This window comes from Enterobacter sp. EC_50 (assembly GCF_019584525.1).
Taxonomy (GTDB): domain Bacteria; phylum Pseudomonadota; class Gammaproteobacteria; order Enterobacterales; family Enterobacteriaceae; genus Enterobacter; species Enterobacter roggenkampii.
Genome location: NZ_VDAF01000005.1, coordinates 187,109 through 206,802 on the forward strand (window position 1 = coordinate 187,109; position 19,694 = coordinate 206,802).

Below are 19,694 nucleotides of genomic sequence, written 5' to 3' on the forward strand. Positions count from 1 at the left end.
AGACGCTCCCGACTACTGGCTAACCGGGCAATGCAGACGCGTTAACTCACCGCGCCGACCCAGAGGAGAAATAAGTGTAACCGTGATGCTGACACATCCTGCGAGCGTTGTCTGCCCCCGACTGGCCTGCCAGCCTGCCGGGAGAACATTTGTTGAGAGCTGAGACTGGTTCCAGGCATGGTGCCAGAGCTGGCGATACTGATTAAACACGGTGAACCGCGCCGCCAGCGCCCGGTGATACCCCGACAGTGCCGACACGACCACCACCAGCAGCAGCATCGCCAGCAGGACCTCAACCATGCTAAACCCTTTTTCTCTGCTCACGGTAGCTGACATGACGCACTCTCCTTAAGGGGGCAAAAATCGCTCCAGCCGTGAGGCGAAAAGCGCACTATCCCGTCGACGATCTCTCCCCTGCGCCAGAGCAGCAGGTCGTTGCCGCCGGCTATCAGCAGTACCCGCGCCTCGCTCAGTTGACGCAAACACACCCGCCATGCCGATGTCGTTTTGCACTGGACTGGTGGCGTTGACGCCCAGCGCTGAACGCGCCCCCACTCAAGCGCGGACTGCACCGTCGCCTGCTGCTGAAGCGAGCGGCTCTCACCGCCGACGAGCGCACTGAACGTTGTGAGCTGCTGATTGAGGCCCGTCAGGATCAAAGTACCAAGCACCAGTAAAAGCAGAACCAGCGCCAGCGAAGATATGCCGCGTTGACGATTCACAGGTTGTACCCCGTGACCGTATACAACGCCTGCCAGGGTTCCCCTTTTTCATCTTTACGCCTCGCGGCCAGTTCGATATTCAGCTCTGGCGCAAAACCGGCATGTTCGACTCTCCTCACCACAAAGTGTGCTATCGCAAGCCTGTCCGGGTCCGTGAGCTTTTCCCACCCTTTTCCTTCACACGACGTCGCGCCACGCAGGGTTTCCAGCGCCCCCGATTCCAGACGAAAACCGGTGCTGTCATTTTCTGACGCGCTGCTATCCCAGTAGCCGTTACTGTTGGCATCCCACCGCGCAATGATGCAGCGCCCCTGCCTGCCGATCGTCAGCGCCTGTCCCTGGCAATTTCCCGCGCAGTACCCTGCACGCTGAAGCTGTTTGCCGAGGGCGAACAGGCGTTGCCAGACCTCTTCTTCCAGCTCTCGCTGGGCAGATTGCAGTAATACCGCCCGCTGCAATCCGGGTAAAAAGCGCGATGCGCTTATCAATAACAGGCTGCTGATGGCCGTAGCAATCAGCACTTCGGTAAGCGAAAAGCCGCCCTGTCTCATCGACATTGTCCTCCCTCGGAGACCTTACACATCCTGATGCGCCCTCCGTCTGAAACGATAATCAGCCAGTCTCCGGCACGACTTTGAACGCGTATCCGCCCTGCCCATGCCGTATCCCGTAATCCATAGAACCCCAGCGACGGCGTGACCTCGCCGATCGCGACCTCAGGCCAGAGGGGGAGCAGCACAAAGGGACTGTCCTTCTCACAGCCCTGCACGGCAGAGCTCACCAGACAGTCCCTGTCGCCAACCCGCTGACGGGTAATTTGATGGTCGCGGTTGTGGCGGTTGGCATGGTTGCGCAGAAACAGCAGGTAATCTCGCACCTGACTGGCGGTTTGCCACAGCCGCTGCTGCCGTTGCCAGCAGTCCCAGCCGTACAGGCCTGAGGCGCTGAGGATGACGACAAGCGAAACGGCGACCAGCGTTTCGATAAGCGTAAAACCGTTCTCTTTTTTCATACCGGGAGTGTGGCGAAGCGCCGTGAACATGACGAGCATCGGATTATCGTTTTGCGAGGCGTCATCCGCAGAATTGGGAGGGTTGCAGCGCGTTGCACGCCTTCTGGATAGCGCTTCGGGAAACGGGAGAAAGGCGAAAAAAAAACCGGCGCTAAACAGCACCGGTTGTGTCAGGCTTTACCGCATCAGATAGCGACAGGCGCTTTGATGCCCGGATGGGGGTCGTAACCCTCAATCTCGAAATCTTCAAAGCGGTAGTCGAAGATGGATGCCGGTTTGCGTTTGATAATCAGCTTCGGCAGCGCACGCGGTTCGCGGGTAAGCTGGAGATGCGTCTGTTCCATATGGTTGCTGTAGAGATGGGTATCCCCACCGGTCCAGACGAAATCACCCACTTCCAGGTCGCACTGCTGCGCCATCATGTGAACTAACAGCGCATAGCTGGCAATGTTAAACGGCAGGCCGAGGAACACGTCACAGGAGCGCTGGTAGAGCTGGCAGGAGAGCTTGCCGTCAGCGACATAGAACTGGAAGAACGCGTGGCACGGCGCCAGCGCCATTTTATCCAGTTCGCCGACGTTCCAGGCGGAAACGATGATGCGGCGCGAGTCCGGATCGTTTTTCAGCTGGTTCATCACGGTGGTGATCTGGTCAATATGGCGGCCATCAGGGGTTGGCCATGCGCGCCACTGCTTGCCGTAAACGGGGCCCAGGTTGCCGTTTTCGTCTGCCCATTCGTCCCAGATGGAAACGTTATTTTCGTGCAGATACGCAACGTTAGTATCGCCTTGCAGGAACCAGAGCAGTTCATGAATGATCGAGCGCAGGTGGCAGCGCTTTGTCGTCACCAGCGGGAAGCCTTCTTGCAGGTTGAAGCGCATCTGGTGGCCAAAAATGGAGAGCGTACCGGTACCGGTGCGGTCATTTTTCGGCGTGCCCTCATCGAGCACTTTTTTCATCAATTCAAGATACTGTTTCATGGTTCCTCAGGAAAGTTGTTGCTGTGGACGACGACGATACGCCCAAATCATCATAATGGCACCCGCGACGATCATCGGAATGGAGAGGATCTGCCCCATGCTGATGTACTGTACCCACTCGCCGGTAAACTGTGCGTCCGGCTGGCGGAAGAACTCGACGATAATACGGAATGCACCGTAGCCGATCAGGAACAGGCCGGAGACAGCCCCCATCGGGCGCGGTTTGCGGATAAACAGGTTGAGGATGATAAACAGCACCACGCCTTCCAGCGCCAGCTCGTACAGCTGGGACATATGGCGCGGCAGCACGCCGTAGGTATCGAAAATGGACTGCCACTCAGGGTGCGACGGCAGCAGCGCCATGTCTTCCGCGCGCGAGCCCGGGAACAGCATGGTAAAGGAAACGCTCGGGTCGACACGCCCCCACAGCTCACCGTTGATGAAGTTGCCCAGACGGCCTGCCCCGAGACCAAACGGGATCAGCGGTGCGATAAAATCGGAAACCTGGAAGAAGTTGCGTTTGGTGCGTTTGGCAAAAATCACCATCACCAGGATCACCCCAATCAGGCCGCCGTGGAAGGACATGCCGCCGTCCCAGACGCGGAACAGATAGAGAGGGTCATTCAGGAATACCGGGAAGTTATAGAACAGCACATATCCAATTCGGCCACCCAGGAACACGCCGAGGAAGCCCGCATAGAGCAGGTTTTCAACTTCGTTTTTAGTCCAGCCGCTGCCAGGACGGCTGGCGCGACGGCCCGCGAGCCACATGGCAAAAATGAAGCCCACCAGGTACATCAGACCGTACCAGTGAAGCGAAACAGGTCCTACTGAGAAAATGACCGGATCAAATTCCGGAAAATGCAGATAACCACTGTTCATCTGTCACCACAAGATGTTGTTATTCCGCTGAAAGTGGACAGCGGTAGAAATGCGATTCTGCCTTAAGCAGAGGCTCCAAAGTTGCGAATCATAGCACAAGGCGGGCGCGGAGGATGCGCCCGAGATGTAAAAGATGTGTATAGGGTTTTATGCGCGCTGGTGCCCTCTCCCACAGGGAGAGGGAGAAAGGCTTTAGCGGCCGCCGCGGATCAGACCGCCCATACCGCGTCGTTCCATAAACGCCGCGACCTGGTGGCGAACCTCAGCAGCCAGCTGCGCCTCAAGGCTACGCTCTGCCAGTTCTCGGGCATCATTGATGTCAATATGCCGCAACAGATACTTCACGCGGGCAACAGCGCGACCGTTCATCGACAGATGGCGGTACCCCAGACCAATCAGGATCGCAACGCACATGGAGTCCCCGGCCATTTCACCGCACAGGCGTAAATCAATGCCGTACTGCTCCGCTTCACGGGCAATCATCGCTAAGGCGCGAATGATCGCCGGATGCAGGCTATCGTAGATACTGGCGACGCGGGTGTTGTTACGGTCGACGGCCAGAATATATTGCGTCAGGTCGTTCGTGCCGACAGAGATAAAATCAACCCGGTTCGCCAGCTGCGGCAGCATAAAGACCATAGATGGCACTTCAAGCATGACGCCGATCCGCGGTTTCGGAATCGCATAACCGATCATCTCTTCCACTTCACGGCCTGCACGTTCGATCAACCGACGCGCTTCGTCGATCTCATCGATGCTGGTGACCATCGGCAGCAGGATGCTGAGATTGCCCGTCGCCGCGTTGGCGCGGAGCATGGCACGCACCTGGATCAGGAAGATCTCAGGCTGGTCGAGCGTAATGCGGATCCCACGCCAGCCCAGGCACGGGTTTTCTTCGCTGATCGGCATATAGGGCAGCTGTTTATCCGCCCCGACGTCCAGGGTTCGCAGAGTGACAGGTTTGTCGTTAAACATCTGCAACATGCCCTGATACTGCGCCACCTGCTCCTCTTCAGAGGGGAAACCGCTCTGCAGCATGAACGGGATTTCAGTACGGTACAGGCCAATGCCGTCGATGCGGCTGCCCAGCTTCTCTTCATGCTCAGGGCTTAAACCGGCGTTGAGCATGACTTTGATCCGCTCACCGCTCTTAAGCTGGGCGGGCAGGTTAACGTCATCTTCCGCCAGCTTGCTTAATTCATTCTCTTCGCTGATAAGACGCTGGTATTCCTGGAGCAGAACCGGCTCAGGATCGACCAGCAGCTCACCGCGATAGCCGTCGACAACCAGCGTACGGCGATGAAGCACCGACGGCTGAATGTCCGCCCCCATAACGGTAGGGATACCCAGCGCGCGCACCATAATGGCGGCGTGCGAGTTGGCGGCACCATCGCGCACCACCACACCAGCCAGCCTGTCCTGCGGCAGTTCAGCCAGCGTCGTTGCTGAGAGTTCATCGGCGACCAGAACAAACCGTTTTGGCCAGGCGTTAGGCCCCTGAATGGTGTCATCTAGATGGAACAGCAGGCGCTGCCCCAGGGCGCGCAGATCGCCTGCGCGCTCTTTCAGGTAACCGTCGGTCAGTGCCGCAAATTGATCGGCAAATTTTTCGATGACCTTCTTAACCGCCCACTCCGCGACCGAGCCTTTATCCACTTCCGCAAAAAGCTCACGGCGCAGGCGCGCATCGGAAAGCAGGTGCGAATAGAGGTCAAAGATGGCCGCCGTCTCTTTTTGCGCGCCTGCGGCAAAGCGCTTGCTGTAGCGACGAAATTCATTCGCGGCCTCTTCCAGCGCGGCGGTAAGACGCTCGCGCTCCAGCGCTTCATCAAGCGTTGAGGCTTCGTAAACCTGCTCCATGAGCGGCAGCGTGGCATCCATCCAGCCTTCAGCAATCGCCACGCCTGGCGAGGCCGGAAGGGCACGAATGCGCGTATGGCGATACTGGCCAAAGAGCGCGGCAAGCTGAGACTGGGAGAGGATCGCCGCCATCTGCGTGGCCAGCGTGACGAGGAATGACTCCTCGCTTTCGTCGTACTGACGTAGCTCACGCTGCTGGACAACCAGCACGCCGAGAAGCTGGCGACGCTGGATAATCGGCACGCCAAGGAAAGCGCGGAAGCGCTCTTCTTTTACGGAAGGAATGTATTTAAAGCTGGGGTGTTTTTGCGCGTCAGCAAGGTTAATGGGTTCAGCCAGTCGCCCAACCAGACCCACGATACCCTCATCAAATGCGAGCGTTACGGTGCGTCCACGCGGTTTTTTCAAACCACGGGTCGCCATCAGGTAATAGCAGCGCCGATCGTGGTCGGCCAGATACACCGAACAGACCTCGGTCTCCATCGCAAGACAGATGTCGGTGACCAGAATATTCAGCGCCTCGTTCAGACGCGGCGCGCTGGCCACCTTCTCGACTATTTCTCGCAAGCGGGTGAGCATGATTTGCGTAGCTTAACCTCTTTTACGTCGCCAGGCAGGTGCGCTCTGCGGCTTAGGCGGGATCTCCTGAAGCTGCATCACCACACTTGCAAACTCTTTCATCACCCTACGGTAAACATCGCGCTTAAATGACACGACCTGACGAACAGGATACCAATAGCTCACCCAGCGCCAGCCATCGAACTCCGGCGTACTGCTGGTTTGCATATTGATGTCTGAATCGTTGCCCACCAACTGCAACAGAAACCACTTCTGTTTCTGGCCGATACAAACCGGCTTTGTGTCCCAACGCACCAAACGTTTCGGTAACTTGTAACGCAACCAGTTGCGGGTCGAAGCCAGGATGCGAACATCTTTTCGGCTCAAACCGACCTCTTCAAAAAGCTCCCGGTACATCGCTTGTTCTGGGGACTCTCCAGGATTGATCCCGCCTTGCGGGAACTGCCAGGAGTGCTGACCATATCGACGGGCCCACATCACCTGGCCCTGACGATTACAAATTACTATTCCTACGTTTGGGCGGTAGCCATCGTCATCAATCACCGGACTACCCCAAACTAAACCTTATATATGAATGATTGTTTCACACTACAGGGAGGCGGTAAACCACTCTCTTACAGGCCTACAACCTAATAACAATTGAATAACTCACAAATATGTGCGGAGTTATAAACAGATGTGAGACAGCAAAGGGAATTTTATTCACCTTTTCTGTGGATATAGTTGTGAAGAAGTGTCTGATTACCGATGAACAACCTCAAGCGCCGCGAAAGACCCTTTTATACCCCACCGCATTAATATGATTATTTTCATAGAGTTATACTTATTTACATAAACAAAAAACTGATTAGCGTGACGATCGTCACATCAGGGATCGTCGCACTGATGAAAGATCGAACAGCGTCGATTTTATCCACAGATTGTGCCAATAAGTTAGTCACAATTTGTTTGAAAATTCGATTTTCATCGCACGTCAAGGCTGTAAATGGAAACAGTAGTCAGGGTTATGCCCAGTTATCCCATTTTTCTGTGGATAACATGGTGTAAGATCCTGTTTATTGTCAGTGACCAGATTTGAACAACCGGTTTTCTCACCCAGGCGGAACGATTTCAGACCAATAAAAAATCCTATAAATCATAGAGATGTCATATTGGTACAGAAATAGTTAAACTCTATCCACAAGGGACAATTTCTTCGTTTATTTTTTAATCAAAAGGTTACCGTCATGCACCCGCTTACACCCTTGCTCTCACCACCGTCCAGCGAGAGCCAGTTGCTACTGCAGGCACAGCGTCTGGCTGGCTTTTCGCTTGGCGAGCTGGCGGCAATGGCCGGGCTTCCGATCCCAAAGGATCTGAAGCGGGATAAAGGCTGGATCGGTATGCTGCTGGAGCTGTGGCTGGGTGCCAGCGCAGGGAGCAAACCCGAGCAGGATTTTGCAGCCCTTGGCGTGGAGTTAAAAACCATCCCAGTAGACCGCCAGGGCAAGCCGCTTGAGACCACCTTCGTCTGCGTTGCGCCATTAACCGGCAATACCGGTGTAACCTGGGAAACCAGCCACGTTCGCCACAAGCTGAAGCGCGTATTGTGGGTACCGGTTGAGGGTGAGCGTCAGATCCCCCTGGCTGACCGTCGCGTCGGCGCGCCGCTGCTCTGGAGCCCTGACGAGGATGAGGAGCATCAGCTGCGTCTGGACTGGGAGGAGCTGATGGACATGATTGTGCTTGGGCAGGTAGAGCGTATCACCGCCCGACACGGAGAAGTATTACAGCTGCGTCCGAAAGCGGCCAACAGTAAAGCACTTACCGAGGCAATCGGCGCGCAGGGCGAGCCTATCCTGACGTTGCCGCGCGGTTTTTATCTCAAAAAGAATTTCACCGGTGCACTACTCGCACGTCATTTCCTGTTGAAAACATAGTTTTTTACTTATTTTGAGAGCTCTCGAACATAATCGACTGCTTTTTAAGATTTTACCGCTTCCTCAAGTCGCCATATCGGGTTAATACTAGATTATGATTTGATACAAGCCAGATGAGGACGATAACGATGAAAAAATGGGCAGTGTTAGTGTCAGCAGTCGGTTTAGCGTTTGCTGTATCGGGCTGTAGCAGCGATTACGTCATGGCGACAAAAGATGGTCGAATGATCCTGACCGACGGTAAACCCGAAGTCGACGATGATACCGGTCTGGTAAGCTACCGCGACCAGGAAGGCAATAAAATGCAGATCAATCGCGACGAAGTCTCGCAAATTATCGAGCGATAAACAGAGAGAGGTCAGTCGCTTGCTGGCCTTTTTGATTTTTTTCTTCCCCTTTTGCTTCCCCTCTGCCATGTTTATATTCCTTTGTCGGGCACGGCCTGACGCGGTCTATAAGTCTATTGAGGAAGCCGGCTATGCATTATCACCGTATCCCCCACAGCGCTCTGGAAATTAGCCAACTGGGGTTGGGCACGATGACATTTGGTGAACAAAACAGCGAAGCCGATGCCCATGCACAACTCGATTACGCCGTCAGCCAGGGCATTAACCTGATTGATGTCGCAGAGATGTACCCTGTACCGCCACGTCCTGAGACGCAGGGACTTACCGAAACCTACGTCGGTAACTGGCTGGCAAAACGCGGCAACCGTGAAAAGCTGGTGATTGCCTCCAAAGTCAGTGGCCCCGCGCGCAACAACGATACCGGGATCCGCCCGAACCAGATCCTCGATCGCAAAAATATCCGCGCCGCGCTGGATGCCAGCCTCAAGCGTCTGCAAACCGACTATCTCGACCTCTACCAGGTGCACTGGCCGCAGCGGCCAACCAACTGCTTTGGTAAGCTCGGCTACAGCTGGAATGAGAGCGCCCCCACCGTGACGCTACTGGAAACGCTGGAAGCGCTGACCGAATGCCAGCGTGCGGGAAAAATCCGCTACATTGGTGTCTCTAACGAAACGGCCTTTGGGGTCATGCGCTATCTGCACCTGGCGGATAAGCACGATCTGCCGCGTATCGTGACAATCCAGAACCCGTACAGCCTGCTTAACCGCAGCTATGAAGTGGGTCTGGCCGAAGTGACGCAGTATGAAGAGGTGGAGCTGCTCGCCTACTCCTGTCTCGGCTTCGGCACGCTGACGGGGAAATACCTGAACGGTGCGAAACCGGCCGGTGCGCGCAATACCCTCTTTAGCCGCTTTACCCGCTACAGCGGCGAGCAGACGCAGAAAGCCGTTGCCGCCTATGTGGATATCGCGAAGCGTCACGGTCTTGACCCTGCGCAGATGGCGCTGGCCTTCGTGCGTCGTCAGCCGTTTGTTGCAAGTACCCTGCTGGGCGCAACCACGATGGAACAGCTGAAAACTAATATTGAGAGTTTCCATCTGAACCTGAGTGAAGAGGTGTTAGCGGAGATTGAAGCGGTGCATCAGGTTTATACTTATCCTGCACCGTAGCCTGATACTTTTGCCCGGTGGCGCTACGCTTACCGGGCCTGCAGGTGCGCAAACGTAGGCCGGGTAAGGCGAAGCCGCCACCCGGCTATATATCAACGGCGACGTTGCCAGAGCCATAATGCAGCAATCGCAATCGCAAACAGCCCGCCAAACCCGACGCCAATCCCCACCACCGGCACACCCACTTTTACCGCCAGCGAGTAGAGTCCCAGCATTAACAGCATCGCCAGGTTTTCACCCAGATTTTGTACCGCGATGGCATTCCCCGCCCCGACGGTTTGCTTGCCCCGTTCCTGCAGTAACGCGTTCAGCGGCACCACGAAGAAGCCCCCCAGGATACCAATCAGGATCAGGAGGGCATAAGCAGGCAATAACGCATGCTGCAGCGAGAAGATCAGCACCACCACGCCAATCAGGATCCCTGCTGGCATGCAGCGTGCAACCGTCTCAAGCGTCACCAGCTTCGCTGCCGCACCTGCCCCCACAACAATGCCAATGGCCACCATCGCATTAAGATAGGTCGGCGTCGCGTTGTCCGTAATGCCCAGCGCCACCGGCACCCACAGGACCAGCAGGAAGCGCAGCGTAACACCCGCGCCCCAGAACATACTGGTCCCCATCAGGGAGAAACGCGTTTCACCGTTACGCCACAGCACGCGGCAGGCATTAAAGAAGCTGCCGGTCATTGATTTAACGCGCCAGGACTGGCCCGGGCGAGCCACCGGCAGCTTCGGAATAAACAGGTTCGCCACGACCGCCCCGCCATACACCACCGCACACACGCCCAGTGCCGCCAGCACATGCCAGTCGGCCAGCACGCCGCCCGCGACGGATCCGAGCAGAATAGCGGCAATGGTTGACGACTCCATCAGGCCGTTGGCTTTCACCAGCTTATCCCCGGTGGTCAACTCGCCGAGGATGCCGTACTTCGCCGGCGAGTAGGCGGCGGCCCCAATGCCCACCAGCGTGTAGCCAATAAAGGGATTGAAGCCAAAGCAAATGCTGGCCGCCCCCAGCAGCTTGAGGCCGTTGGCAAACATCATTACCCGGCCTTTCGGGAAGCTGTCCGCCACCTGTCCCACAAATGGAGCAAAAATAATGTAAGCGCCCACAAACACCATCTGCAGGATCGGCTGACTCCAGTCGGGGTAAAACTCGGCTTTCAGCAGCGCCAGCGTGGCAAACAGCAGCGCGTTATCACCGAACGCAGAGAGAAACTGCGCGGCGATGACGGCCATCATGCCTTTCGACCTGAGGGATGTGTTAGTGTGTACTGACTCACGCATTTTGCTGTTCCGCCTCTTCAACCATGCCTTTCAGGGTCACGAAATCGGGCTTCCCGCTGCCCAGCACCGGGAGCTGTTTCAGGTAGCGAATATCGCGCGGCACGGCCAGTTCAGGAATACCGTGTTCGCGTGCATAGCTCAGTAATCTGTCGCGCTTAAGCTCACTGTCGGTCGTAAACAGTACCAGCGCCTCACCTTTGCTGGCATCGCTCTTCACGACGGTAGCGTGCATCTTCTCGGCAGACACGGCCGTCGCCAGTTGCTCAACCATTTCCAGAGAGACCATTTCACCGGCAATTTTGGCGAAGCGTTTTGCGCGTCCCTGGATCTGTACAAAGCCTTGTTCATCAAAGCGGACAATATCGCCGGTGTCGTACCAGCCGGTTTCAACCTCGCCGTTGACGTTCTCCGCCGTCGGCGCTTCCAGCACGCCCGGGTTTTCCACGCGCAGATACCCGTTCATCACGTTTGGCCCTTTCAGCTGCAGGCGGCCACCGTCCTCTATGCCCGGCACCGCCAGCAGACGCGCGTCCATCCCCGGCAGAATGCGGCCAACCGTACCTGGTTTCGCCGCCATCGGCACGTTAATCGAGACCACGGGCGCACACTCGGTCACGCCATAGCCTTCGAGGATGCGCAGGCCAAACTTGTCCTGCCAGATCTGCCGCGTGCTCTCCTGCAGTTTTTCCGCGCCAGCCACCACGTACCGCACGCGATAGAAGTCATACGGATTGGCGAAACGCGCATAGTTCCCCAGGAAGGTAGAGGTCCCGAACAGCACGGTGCAGTTACGGTCATACACCAGCTCCGGCACGATGCGGTAATGCAGCGGGCTTGGGTAAAGGAACACTTCTGCACCGGTCAGGAGCGGCGTGAACAGCCCCACCGTCAGGCCAAAGGAGTGGAACAGCGGCAGCGCCGACATAAAGCGGTCGTTCGCGGTAAAGTCGGCAATGCTTTTGATCTGCTCAACGTTTGCCAGAATGCTCTTGTGGCTGTGGACGACGCCTTTCGGGTTGCCCTCCGATCCCGACGTGAAGAGGATAATCGCGTCATCTTCCGGCTGCTGTTTGACCTGGGCCAGACGCGGCATCAGCAGATGCGCAAAAATCCACAGCTTGTCGCCGGTGGTCACGTCCGCTTTCAGATCTTCCAGGAAGACCCAGCGCACCTGAGTGAGCTGCTCGGGAAGATGCCAGAGCTTGCCTTTGTCCAGGAACTGGCGGGAGGTGAATACGGTATTGATTTGCGCAGCGGTTATCGCGCTGGTCAGCCCCTTCACGCCCGCCGTGTAGTTCATCATCGCCGGAATACGGCCCCGGGAAACCGCACCGAAAATCACCGCCGCGCTGATGCCCGCGTTAGGCAGCATCAGGCCAATCTTTTCGCCCTTTTTGCTGTACTTCTCCAGAATACGGCCCACAAACAGGGTTTTGGTCAGCAGCTTGCGATAGGTATCCGGAGTAAAGTTGATGTCTTCGATGCAGTTTTTCTTCGCGCCATAGCGGTACTGCGCGGAAAGCAGGGATTCGTAGAGCGTTTCACGCGGGCGCACGGCCATACGCGCTTCCATCATGATCTGATGCAGCATTTCCCCGGCGATTTTACGGCGATCGCGGGCACGCGGCGCGTCGGGCATCGGTAATGACGTTGGCGGCAGGATATGCAGCGTGATTTTGGGGAACAGACGCTGCTTCACCAGCCCCTTCAGACGGCTGAAATGGGTCAGCTCCGCGCCTTCAATACGCAGCGGCACCACGGTCGCTTTTGACTTCGCCGCAACAAACCCCGCGCCGTCGTAGATTTTCATCAGCGAACCGGTCACGGAGATCCGTCCTTCAGGGAAAATGACCACCGGGCGCCCCTGCTCGACCAGACGTACCAGATGCTTAATCATCATCGGCTTTGTCGGGTCGAGCGGCACAAAATCAATCAGCGGCGAGAGCCAGCGCATGTACCACTGCTGGCTGATGGAGGTATACACCGCAAACACCGGACGCACGGGCAAAAACAGCGCCAGCAGGATGCCGTCTATAAAGGAAACATGGTTTGGTGTGATCAAAACGCGTTCGCCGCTAAGCGCCCGGGTGTCGCCAGTAATGCGGATGCGAAAAAGAATACGGAAAAGCGTACGGAAGAACCCAAATAGCATCTCAACTCCCTTTGCCAGCCAGTGTGGAGGGTTATTAGTAAATGGTGGCAGATTACACGAGAAGTGATAAGGGAGCGACAGCAAAAGTGGAGGCGAAAAAAAACCTGCGCATCCGCGCAGGTTGGTGCAAGAGATGAGTACGAAACCGTACTAAGAATTCTCACCAATCAATACCTCTGGGATCTCAACTGTATCAACCTCTTTAACGCCCTTGCTATCGGACAATCGCAACAGCCTGAGGCAAAGTGTAACTAAAGGTTCAGATTCACATTTTTCAGACATGACTGGGCGTGTAACGATTACACCGCCAGGGGTGTGCTGCGTCACGTTTGTGGAGAGCGGAAATCCGCTCCCCTTGAATGCACGCCGCTTTTCCGCAACACTATTTGGTGTGTAAACGCTTACCCCCAATAAGAAGGTAATGAATGGCGACAATAAAGGATGTGGCCCGTCTGGCTGGCGTGTCGGTGGCAACCGTCTCGCGCGTGATTAATGATTCACCAAAGGCCAGTGACGCATCACGTCAGGCGGTACAAAGCGCCATGGAATCCCTGAATTATCATCCCAATGCCAACGCTCGCGCGCTCGCCCAGCAGTCCACAGAAACGATTGGTCTGGTGGTGGGCGATGTTTCTGATCCCTTTTTTGGCGCCATGGTGAAAGCGGTTGAACAGGTTTCCTATCAGACAGGCAATTTTTTGCTGATCGGCAATGGCTATCATAACGAACAAAAGGAACGCCAGGCCATTGAACAGCTGATCCGCCACCGCTGCGCGGCGCTGGTGGTTCACGCTAAAATGATCCCGGATGCCGAACTGATTCACCTGATGAAGCAGATGCCCGGAATGGTGATTATCAACCGTATCATTCCCGGCTTTGAGAAACGCTGTGTGGCCCTCGACGACCGCTACGGCGCCTGGCTTGCCACGCGGCACCTGATTCAGCAGGGCCATACCCGGATTGGCTATCTCTGTTCCAATCACCCCATTTCTGATGCGGAAGACCGTCTGCAGGGCTACTACGATGCCCTGCGTGAAAACGGGCTGCCGTGTAATGACCGTCTGGTGGCCTACGGCGAACCGGACGAGAGCGGCGGTGAACAGGCCATGACCGAACTGCTGGGCCGCGGACGGAATTTCACGGCGGTTGCCAGCTATAACGACTCTATGGCCGCAGGGGCAATGGGGGTGTTGAATGACAACGGAATTGAGGTACCGGCGGAAATTTCGCTGATTGGCTTCGACGACGTGCTGGTCTCTCGCTACGTTCGCCCGCGTCTGACCACCGTGCGCTACCCAATCATCACCATGGCAACGCAGGCCGCCGAGCTGGCGCTAGCGCTGGCTGAACAGCGCCAGCCGCCGGAAATTACCCATCTGTTTAGCCCGACGCTGGTCCGTCGTCACTCCGTTGCGTCGCCTGCAGAAGCGCAGAGCGAATAACGGTAGAGGTGCACCCGCGTGTTGGGGTATTCCAGCCCATCACCGATATACTGCCAGCCGTAACGTTCGTAAAAGTCGCGGCAGGCAGACCAGAGATGGAGCTCCTCATACCCGGACTGCGCGGCGTAAGCGATAACATGCCGCTGAAGTTCTCCCGCAAGCCCCTTGCCTCGCGCCGCGTCGTCAACGTAGAGCGCCGCCAGCCACGGACAGAGATCCTGACGGGTGATCAAATCGCAGCGCCAGAGTCCCACCGTGCCAAGAAGCTGTTCGCCGTCAACGGCAATAAACGTCAACGGTAATGCCCCAGGCGTCTGGCTGTGCTCAACAATGCTGTGGAAAAATGCCCGAGGAAGCCCTTCGCCAAAGGCCTGCCAGATCCAGTCGGTAACCTGCTCTGCGAAGTGTGGCGCCTTGTAAAGCGGGAGGATGACAGCCTTATTCATGTTTCACCTGCATTTTCTCATGTATTTACTGGCCTGATGCTCCAGCCCGGTTCGGTGATTATCTTACCAGAGTCAGGCTATTGAGTTTGACTTCAGGCTGGCCGGACGAATCGTTACCAAAAAGCGTGATCGTGGCAGAGTTTTTGCGCTTCCCGCATCGCTTATACGGCATAAGCTCTGTGGTAAACTGCAGATCGTTACGTGGAAGCAGGAATATAGAATGGCAACAATGCTGGATGTATCACTGCGCGCGGGCGTGTCGAAGGCCACGGTATCGCGCGTGCTGAACGGCACAGGTCAGGTAAAAGAGAGTACGCGTCAGCAGGTGTTTGCTGCGATGGAAGAGCTGGGCTATCGCCCGAACTTTCTCGCGCGCTCGCTGGCTAACCAGACCAGCAACAGCATTGGTCTGGTCGTCTCGACCTTTGACGGCTTTTATTTTGGCCGCCTTCTCCAGCAGGCGTCGCGGCAGACCGAAACTCACGGGAAACAGCTGATCGTCACCGACGGTCACGACGCGCCGGAACAGGAAGAGCAGGCGGTGCAGATGCTGGCCGATCGCCAGTGCGATGCCATCGTGCTTTACACGCGCTACATGAGCGAAAAAGCGATCGTCAAACTGATGAACACCGTGAAAACGCCGCTGGTGGTCATTAACCGTGAAGTGAGCCAGGCGCCGGATCGCTGCGTGTTCTTCGAACAGCAGGATGCCGCATTCAAAGCCGTGGATTACCTGATCGGCCAGGGCCATCGGGAGATCGCCTGTATCACCGTCCCGATCCACACTCCCACGGGTAAAGCGCGGCTGATGGGCTATCGCAAGGCGCTGGAAAAGCACGGTATCCGTCTGGATGAGCGTCGGATAAAGTACGGCGATGCAGGAATGACGCGGGGATACGAGCTTTGCAAGGAATTGATTGCCGACGGAGTACCGTTTAGCGCCCTGTTTGCCTGTAACGACGATATGGCGCTGGGGGCGTCCAAAGCGTTGCACCAGGCGGGGCTGAAAATCCCGCAGGATATCTCCCTGTTCGGCTTTGATGATGCCCCAAGCGCGAAATGGCTGGAGCCTGCGCTCTCGTCGGTTTATCTGCCCATCGACAATATGATTGTCACCGCCATCGATCAGGCGATCCGGCTGGCAAGAAACCAGCCGGTCGATGCCATCCCGCCGTTTACCGGCACGCTGGTGTTACGCGATTCGGTCACAACGGGGCCGTACTTTCATCAGATGAGTTCTAAAGCCAGCAGTTCCTGAATGGTCTGGCGACGGCGTATCAGCCGCGCCTTGCCATTATCAAACAGCACTTCCGGCAGCAGCGGGCGACTATTGTAGTTAGAGGACATAGACGCCCCGTAGGCACCGGTGTCGTGCAGCACAAGATAATCACCCGGTTTGACCTCTGGCAGCGCGCGGGTTTCCACTTTGCCGCCCTCCTGCTGGGTAAACACGTCACCCGATTCGCACAGCGGCCCCGCAACGACCGTCTCAACGCGCGGCGCCTGCGTTAAATCGCGGCCGTCGGCAGCCAGGGCGGTAATGTGGTGATAGCTACCGTACATGGACGGACGCATCAGGTCGTTAAAGCCTGCATCAATCAAGACGAAGTGGCGAGACCCCATCTCTTTCACGCTGCGCACCTGCGAAACCAGCACGCCGGCTTCCGCCACCAGGAAACGACCCGGCTCAATTTCCAGCTTCACCGCGTGGCCCAGATGCGCGGCGATTTGATCGCGCGCGGCGCTCCACAGACCGTAATAGTGATCGGTATCGATCGCCTCTTCCCCTTCGCGATAAGGAATGGAGAGACCACCGCCCGCAGAGATCGCCTCCAGATCCTGACCGAAGTCGACAACCTGGCGCACCATCGCGCCGCACACCTGTTCCAGGTGGCCATAATCCACCCCAGAGCCAATGTGCATATGAATACCCACCAGCTTCAGGTTGTAGCGCTGTAACACCTCCAGCGCGGCAGGCATGTCGGCATACCAGATCCCGTGCTTGCTGTTTTCGCCGCCGGTATTGGTTTTTTGGCTGTGGCCATGACCAAAGCCCGGGTTCACGCGCAGCCAGACGCGGTGGCCGGGAGAAACCTGACCGAGCTGCTCGAGCATATCCACAGAACCGGCATTTACCGGGATCTGCAGTTCGTGAACGCGCGCCAGCGTCGCATCGTCGATCACATCGGCAGTAAAGACGATCGCGTCGCTGTCGGCTTTCGGATCGTATCCGGCTACCAGCGCGCGCTCGATTTCGCCGAGTGAAACGGAGTCAACCTTCACGCCCTGCTCGCGCATCAGGCGCAGAATATGAATATTGGAGCAGGCCTTCTGGGCAAAACGCACCACGTCGAACTGATGCAGGGCGGCGATCTTCTCGCGGACAATCTGCGCGTCGTAGACCCACACCGGACAGCCAAACTCGGCAGGCAGGCGCAGCAGGTTGTCAGCGTTCAAATCGGTATCAGTCTGGTTCAGCGGGCGTGGCATGGTCTTCTCCGGATAAATGTGTTTTGATGATTACGCCACAGCGCAAGGAGAATAAAAAATATCGTTTTATCGCGAGTCTATGCAAAAATGATATGGTCACTTCTCTGCTTTCAGGTGCCCTATGCCCGCCGTCAATTTACGCCATATCGAGATTTTTCACGCCGTGATGACCACCGGCAATCTCACCGAAGCCGCACAGATGCTGCACACCTCGCAGCCGACGGTGAGCCGCGAGCTGGCGCGCTTCGAGAAAGTGCTGGGGCTGAAGCTGTTCGAACGCACCCGGGGCCGGCTTCACCCGACGGTACAGGGGTTACGCCTGTTCGAGGAAGTTCAGCGCTCCTGGTACGGGCTGGACAGAATCGTGAGCGCCGCGGAAAGCCTGCGCGAGTTTCGCCAGGGCGAGCTGTCGATTGTCTGCCTGCCCGTCTTTTCGCAATCCTTTTTGCCGATGCTGCTCCAGCCCTTTCTGGCCCGCTATCCTGAGGTCAGCCTCACCATCGTGCCGCAGGAATCTCCCCTGCTTGAAGAGTGGCTTTCGGCACAGCGCCATGATTTAGGGCTAACCGAAACCCTCACCACCCCAGCGGGCACGGCGCGCACGGAGCTGCTCTCGTTAGATGAAGTGTGCGTTCTGCCCGCCGGGCATCGGCTTGCCGGTAAGGCGGTGCTCACGCCGGAGGATTTCCATGGGGAAAACTACATTAGCCTGTCGCAGACCGACAGTTACAGACAGCTGCTGGATACCCTGTTTGCCGAGCATCAGGTCAAACGGCGAATGGCGGTGGAAACGCACAGCGCGGCCTCGATTTGCGCGATGGTGCGTGCCGGCGTCGGCGTCGCGGTGGTCAATCCACTCACGGCACTGGATTATGCGGGAAGCGGGATCGTCATCCGCCGCTTTAGCGTGTCCGTCCCGTTCACCGTGAGCCTGATCCGTCCGCTACACCGTCCGGCTTCCGCGCTGGTGGACGCTTTCACCGAACACGTCATGGAGCACGCGCGTCAGGTGGCGCTTCGCTTACCTGACCTGCAGGACCCACTATGACAGCATAAACGCCACGGCATCCGCAGCATGGATAGCGGTGGTATCAAATACCGGAAGAGGGCTTCGCTCAACGGGTACCAGCAAACCGATCTCCGTGCAGCCGAAGATCACCCCTTCAGCCCCCTGCTGCGCGAGTTTTTCGATGACGCTGACGTAGAAGGCGCGGGAGGTTTCGCTGAAGGTGCCGAGACAGAGCTCGTCAAAGATAATCTGATTGATGCGCACCCGGTCTTCTTCTTCAGGGATCAGGCTTTCGATCCCAAACTCGCTGCGCAAGCGCCCGCGATAGAAATCCTGCTCCATGGTGTAGCGTGTGCCCAGCAGCGCTACGCGGCGCATCCCGGATGCCGCAATTGCACGCCCGGTCGCGTCAGCGATATGCAGGAACGGCAGCGAGCAGCGGTTCTCAATATGCGATGCCACCTTGTGCATGGTATTGGTACAAAGCAATATCCCCTCGGCCCCAGCCCGCTCCAGCCCCAGCGCCGCCTGGGCCAGGATCGCCCCGGCTTTATCCCACTCGCCGCTCGACTGGCAGGCTTCGATATCATGAAAATCAACGCTGTGCAGCAGCAGGCTTGCGGAGTGAAGACCACCCAGATGCTGCTTAACCCCTTCGTTAATCAGGCGATAATAAGGGATTGTCGATTCCCAGCTCATTCCACCTAACAGGCCGATCGTTTTCATCATCCCTCCTTTTCGTTGATTTCTTCTTTTAACACAACCGGTGCCAATAAAAAAAGGCGCTCTCTTGAGCGCCTTGTTAATCTGCAGGGTTTATTCCGTCACCGGCTCGGGGAGTGGATTACGGGTGAGCATCGCCTCGCGCAGTAAAACGCTACTGCAGGCAAACAGTGCCCCCAGGAGCGCCGCCAGAACGACAATCAGGGCCTTGCCTGGACCATCCTTTTTCACCGGCATGGAGGGAGAGAGCTGGTACCGGAATGGCTCAAGTTTAACATCCGCAAAGGAGAGCTTTTTCAACTGCGCCAGATAATATTCCCGGTTCTGGAAATCCGCATTCAGCTCGGTCACGTCCTTGAGATTTTTTTCAATCTGCAGCTTTTGCGCGATACCGTCAGCACCGAGCGCAACAGAGTAATCCGGATCATCTTTTACCGCCTGCCCGTTGCTGTAGACCGGCTTCTTGATGCCGGCGGCATTCGCGACTTCCAGGGAATAATTCAGCCGCTGCAGGTTGGTATTGTGAATATTGGTCAAACGGACGCGATCCAGCTCTAGGGAAGGTGCGAACAAGTCCCTGATATGAGATCATGTTTGTCATCTGGAGCCATGGAACAGAGTTCATCATGAGTCATCAACTTACCTTCGCCGACAGTGAATTCAGCAGTAAGCG

The 19,694-nt window shown here is 56.7% G+C and carries 19 protein-coding genes and 1 pseudogene; 6 read left to right on the plus strand and 14 right to left on the minus strand.

The annotated features are described in order from the left end of the window. Positions 1-12 precede the first annotated feature (12 nt). The 8 genes from FHC48_RS06470 to rppH form a co-directional block, all read right to left on the minus strand. Entirely contained in the window at positions 13-336 is a 324-nt protein-coding gene (locus FHC48_RS06470) for a prepilin-type N-terminal cleavage/methylation domain-containing protein (protein ID WP_059362107.1), read from the minus strand. Continuing rightward, positions 321-722: a DUF2509 family protein gene (locus FHC48_RS06475; protein ID WP_059362109.1), complete on the minus strand. Its 402-nt coding sequence runs from the start codon at positions 720-722 to the stop codon at positions 321-323. Before FHC48_RS06475 ends, FHC48_RS06470 begins: the two co-directional genes overlap by 16 nt. After that, on the minus strand, positions 719-1,279 hold the full coding sequence (locus FHC48_RS06480; RefSeq protein WP_021242012.1) for a prepilin peptidase-dependent protein: 561 nt from the start codon (positions 1,277-1,279) through the stop codon (positions 719-721). The genes FHC48_RS06475 and FHC48_RS06480 overlap by 4 nt, the downstream gene beginning before the upstream one ends. Continuing rightward, a complete protein-coding gene (locus FHC48_RS06485; RefSeq protein WP_059362121.1) occupies positions 1,270-1,734 on the minus strand; it encodes a prepilin peptidase-dependent protein in 465 nt (154 codons plus the stop codon). The genes FHC48_RS06480 and FHC48_RS06485 overlap by 10 nt, the downstream gene beginning before the upstream one ends. Before the next feature lie 185 nt (positions 1,735-1,919). After that, the gene (thyA, locus tag FHC48_RS06490) at positions 1,920-2,714 is read right to left on the minus strand and encodes a thymidylate synthase (protein ID WP_008499663.1); all 795 of its coding nucleotides are present in this window, start codon (positions 2,712-2,714) and stop codon (positions 1,920-1,922) included. A gap of 6 nt (positions 2,715-2,720) precedes the next feature. Next, the gene (gene lgt / locus FHC48_RS06495) at positions 2,721-3,596 is read right to left on the minus strand and encodes a prolipoprotein diacylglyceryl transferase (RefSeq protein WP_008499664.1); all 876 of its coding nucleotides are present in this window, start codon (positions 3,594-3,596) and stop codon (positions 2,721-2,723) included. A gap of 192 nt (positions 3,597-3,788) precedes the next feature. Beyond that, entirely contained in the window at positions 3,789-6,035 is a 2,247-nt protein-coding gene (gene ptsP, locus FHC48_RS06500; protein ID WP_008499665.1) for a phosphoenolpyruvate--protein phosphotransferase, read from the minus strand. A 12-nt stretch (positions 6,036-6,047) separates the two neighbouring features. After that, the gene (rppH, locus tag FHC48_RS06505; RefSeq protein WP_013098553.1) at positions 6,048-6,578 is read right to left on the minus strand and encodes an RNA pyrophosphohydrolase; all 531 of its coding nucleotides are present in this window, start codon (positions 6,576-6,578) and stop codon (positions 6,048-6,050) included. A 683-nt stretch (positions 6,579-7,261) separates the two neighbouring features. Here rppH and mutH point away from each other — a divergent pair. The 3 genes from mutH (at position 7,262) to FHC48_RS06520 (ending at position 9,473) form a co-directional block, all read left to right on the plus strand. Beyond that, positions 7,262-7,954 carry a DNA mismatch repair endonuclease MutH gene (mutH, locus tag FHC48_RS06510; RefSeq protein ID WP_021242015.1) on the plus strand — a complete coding sequence of 231 codons (693 nt, stop codon included), beginning with the start codon at positions 7,262-7,264 and terminating at the stop codon, positions 7,952-7,954. A gap of 128 nt (positions 7,955-8,082) precedes the next feature. Further along, positions 8,083-8,301 (plus strand): YgdI/YgdR family lipoprotein, encoded by a 219-nt coding sequence (locus tag FHC48_RS06515; RefSeq protein WP_008499668.1) that lies wholly within the window; start codon positions 8,083-8,085, stop codon positions 8,299-8,301. Between the two features lie 131 nt (positions 8,302-8,432). Then, positions 8,433-9,473 carry an NADP(H)-dependent aldo-keto reductase gene (locus FHC48_RS06520; RefSeq protein WP_021242016.1) on the plus strand — a complete coding sequence of 347 codons (1,041 nt, stop codon included), beginning with the start codon at positions 8,433-8,435 and terminating at the stop codon, positions 9,471-9,473. 92 nt (positions 9,474-9,565) lie between these two features. Here the strand turns inward: FHC48_RS06520 and lplT are convergent, their stop codons facing one another. Beyond that, positions 9,566-10,759 carry a lysophospholipid transporter LplT gene (lplT, locus tag FHC48_RS06525; RefSeq protein ID WP_059362111.1) on the minus strand — a complete coding sequence of 398 codons (1,194 nt, stop codon included), beginning with the start codon at positions 10,757-10,759 and terminating at the stop codon, positions 9,566-9,568. Continuing rightward, positions 10,752-12,911, minus strand: a complete 2,160-nt coding sequence (aas, locus tag FHC48_RS06530) for a bifunctional acyl-ACP--phospholipid O-acyltransferase/long-chain-fatty-acid--ACP ligase (RefSeq protein WP_008499671.1) — start codon at positions 12,909-12,911, stop codon at positions 10,752-10,754. The genes lplT and aas overlap by 8 nt, the downstream gene beginning before the upstream one ends. A gap of 425 nt (positions 12,912-13,336) precedes the next feature. Between aas and galR the strand changes: the two genes are divergently transcribed. Continuing rightward, entirely contained in the window at positions 13,337-14,353 is a 1,017-nt protein-coding gene (galR, locus tag FHC48_RS06535; RefSeq protein WP_021242019.1) for an HTH-type transcriptional regulator GalR, read from the plus strand. Here galR and FHC48_RS06540 read toward each other — a convergent pair. Continuing rightward, positions 14,314-14,799, minus strand: a complete 486-nt coding sequence (locus tag FHC48_RS06540; RefSeq protein WP_025912415.1) for a GNAT family N-acetyltransferase — start codon at positions 14,797-14,799, stop codon at positions 14,314-14,316. The two genes, galR and FHC48_RS06540, sit on opposite strands and share 40 nt — an antisense overlap. A gap of 220 nt (positions 14,800-15,019) precedes the next feature. On the opposite strand from FHC48_RS06540, the gene FHC48_RS06545 reads away from it, so the two are divergent. Then, positions 15,020-16,057, plus strand: coding sequence for a LacI family DNA-binding transcriptional regulator (locus FHC48_RS06545; protein ID WP_008499674.1), 1,038 nt, complete (start codon positions 15,020-15,022; stop codon positions 16,055-16,057). Here FHC48_RS06545 and lysA read toward each other — a convergent pair. Beyond that, complete coding sequence (gene lysA / locus FHC48_RS06550; RefSeq protein ID WP_008499675.1) at positions 16,027-17,289, minus strand: diaminopimelate decarboxylase; 1,263 nt, start codon at positions 17,287-17,289, stop codon at positions 16,027-16,029. The genes FHC48_RS06545 and lysA overlap by 31 nt on opposite strands. A 121-nt stretch (positions 17,290-17,410) precedes the next feature. On the opposite strand from lysA, the gene FHC48_RS06555 reads away from it, so the two are divergent. Further along, a complete protein-coding gene (locus FHC48_RS06555) occupies positions 17,411-18,337 on the plus strand; it encodes a LysR family transcriptional regulator (RefSeq protein ID WP_008499676.1) in 927 nt (308 codons plus the stop codon). On the opposite strand, the gene FHC48_RS06560 is transcribed toward FHC48_RS06555, so the two are convergent. Both FHC48_RS06560 and FHC48_RS06565 read right to left on the minus strand, forming a co-directional pair. Then, complete coding sequence (locus tag FHC48_RS06560; RefSeq protein WP_021242023.1) at positions 18,332-19,024, minus strand: aspartate/glutamate racemase; 693 nt, start codon at positions 19,022-19,024, stop codon at positions 18,332-18,334. The genes FHC48_RS06555 and FHC48_RS06560 overlap by 6 nt on opposite strands. 90 nt (positions 19,025-19,114) lie before the next feature. Beyond that, positions 19,115-19,579, minus strand: a pseudogene (locus FHC48_RS06565) (LPS O-antigen length regulator); the annotation flags it as partial. Between the last annotated feature and the right edge of the window lie 115 nt (positions 19,580-19,694).

Coding starts and splice junctions, on each gene's coding strand:
- FHC48_RS06560 (WP_021242023.1), bottom strand. CDS start 19,024: ATGAAAACGATCGGCCTGTTAGGTGGAATGAGCTGGGAATCGACAATC.
- FHC48_RS06545 (WP_008499674.1), top strand. CDS start 15,020: ATGGCAACAATGCTGGATGTATCACTGCGCGCGGGCGTGTCGAAGGCC.
- FHC48_RS06555 (WP_008499676.1), top strand. CDS start 17,411: ATGCCCGCCGTCAATTTACGCCATATCGAGATTTTTCACGCCGTGATG.
- FHC48_RS06480 (WP_021242012.1), bottom strand. CDS start 1,279: ATGTCGATGAGACAGGGCGGCTTTTCGCTTACCGAAGTGCTGATTGCT.
- FHC48_RS06515 (WP_008499668.1), top strand. CDS start 8,083: ATGAAAAAATGGGCAGTGTTAGTGTCAGCAGTCGGTTTAGCGTTTGCT.
- ptsP (WP_008499665.1), bottom strand. CDS start 6,035: ATGCTCACCCGCTTGCGAGAAATAGTCGAGAAGGTGGCCAGCGCGCCG.
- FHC48_RS06540 (WP_025912415.1), bottom strand. CDS start 14,799: ATGAATAAGGCTGTCATCCTCCCGCTTTACAAGGCGCCACACTTCGCA.
- galR (WP_021242019.1), top strand. CDS start 13,337: ATGGCGACAATAAAGGATGTGGCCCGTCTGGCTGGCGTGTCGGTGGCA.
- lysA (WP_008499675.1), bottom strand. CDS start 17,289: ATGCCACGCCCGCTGAACCAGACTGATACCGATTTGAACGCTGACAAC.
- mutH (WP_021242015.1), top strand. CDS start 7,262: ATGCACCCGCTTACACCCTTGCTCTCACCACCGTCCAGCGAGAGCCAG.
- lgt (WP_008499664.1), bottom strand. CDS start 3,596: ATGAACAGTGGTTATCTGCATTTTCCGGAATTTGATCCGGTCATTTTC.
- FHC48_RS06485 (WP_059362121.1), bottom strand. CDS start 1,734: ATGAAAAAAGAGAACGGTTTTACGCTTATCGAAACGCTGGTCGCCGTT.
- aas (WP_008499671.1), bottom strand. CDS start 12,911: ATGCTATTTGGGTTCTTCCGTACGCTTTTCCGTATTCTTTTTCGCATC.
- FHC48_RS06520 (WP_021242016.1), top strand. CDS start 8,433: ATGCATTATCACCGTATCCCCCACAGCGCTCTGGAAATTAGCCAACTG.
- thyA (WP_008499663.1), bottom strand. CDS start 2,714: ATGAAACAGTATCTTGAATTGATGAAAAAAGTGCTCGATGAGGGCACG.
- lplT (WP_059362111.1), bottom strand. CDS start 10,759: ATGCGTGAGTCAGTACACACTAACACATCCCTCAGGTCGAAAGGCATG.
- FHC48_RS06470 (WP_059362107.1), bottom strand. CDS start 336: ATGTCAGCTACCGTGAGCAGAGAAAAAGGGTTTAGCATGGTTGAGGTC.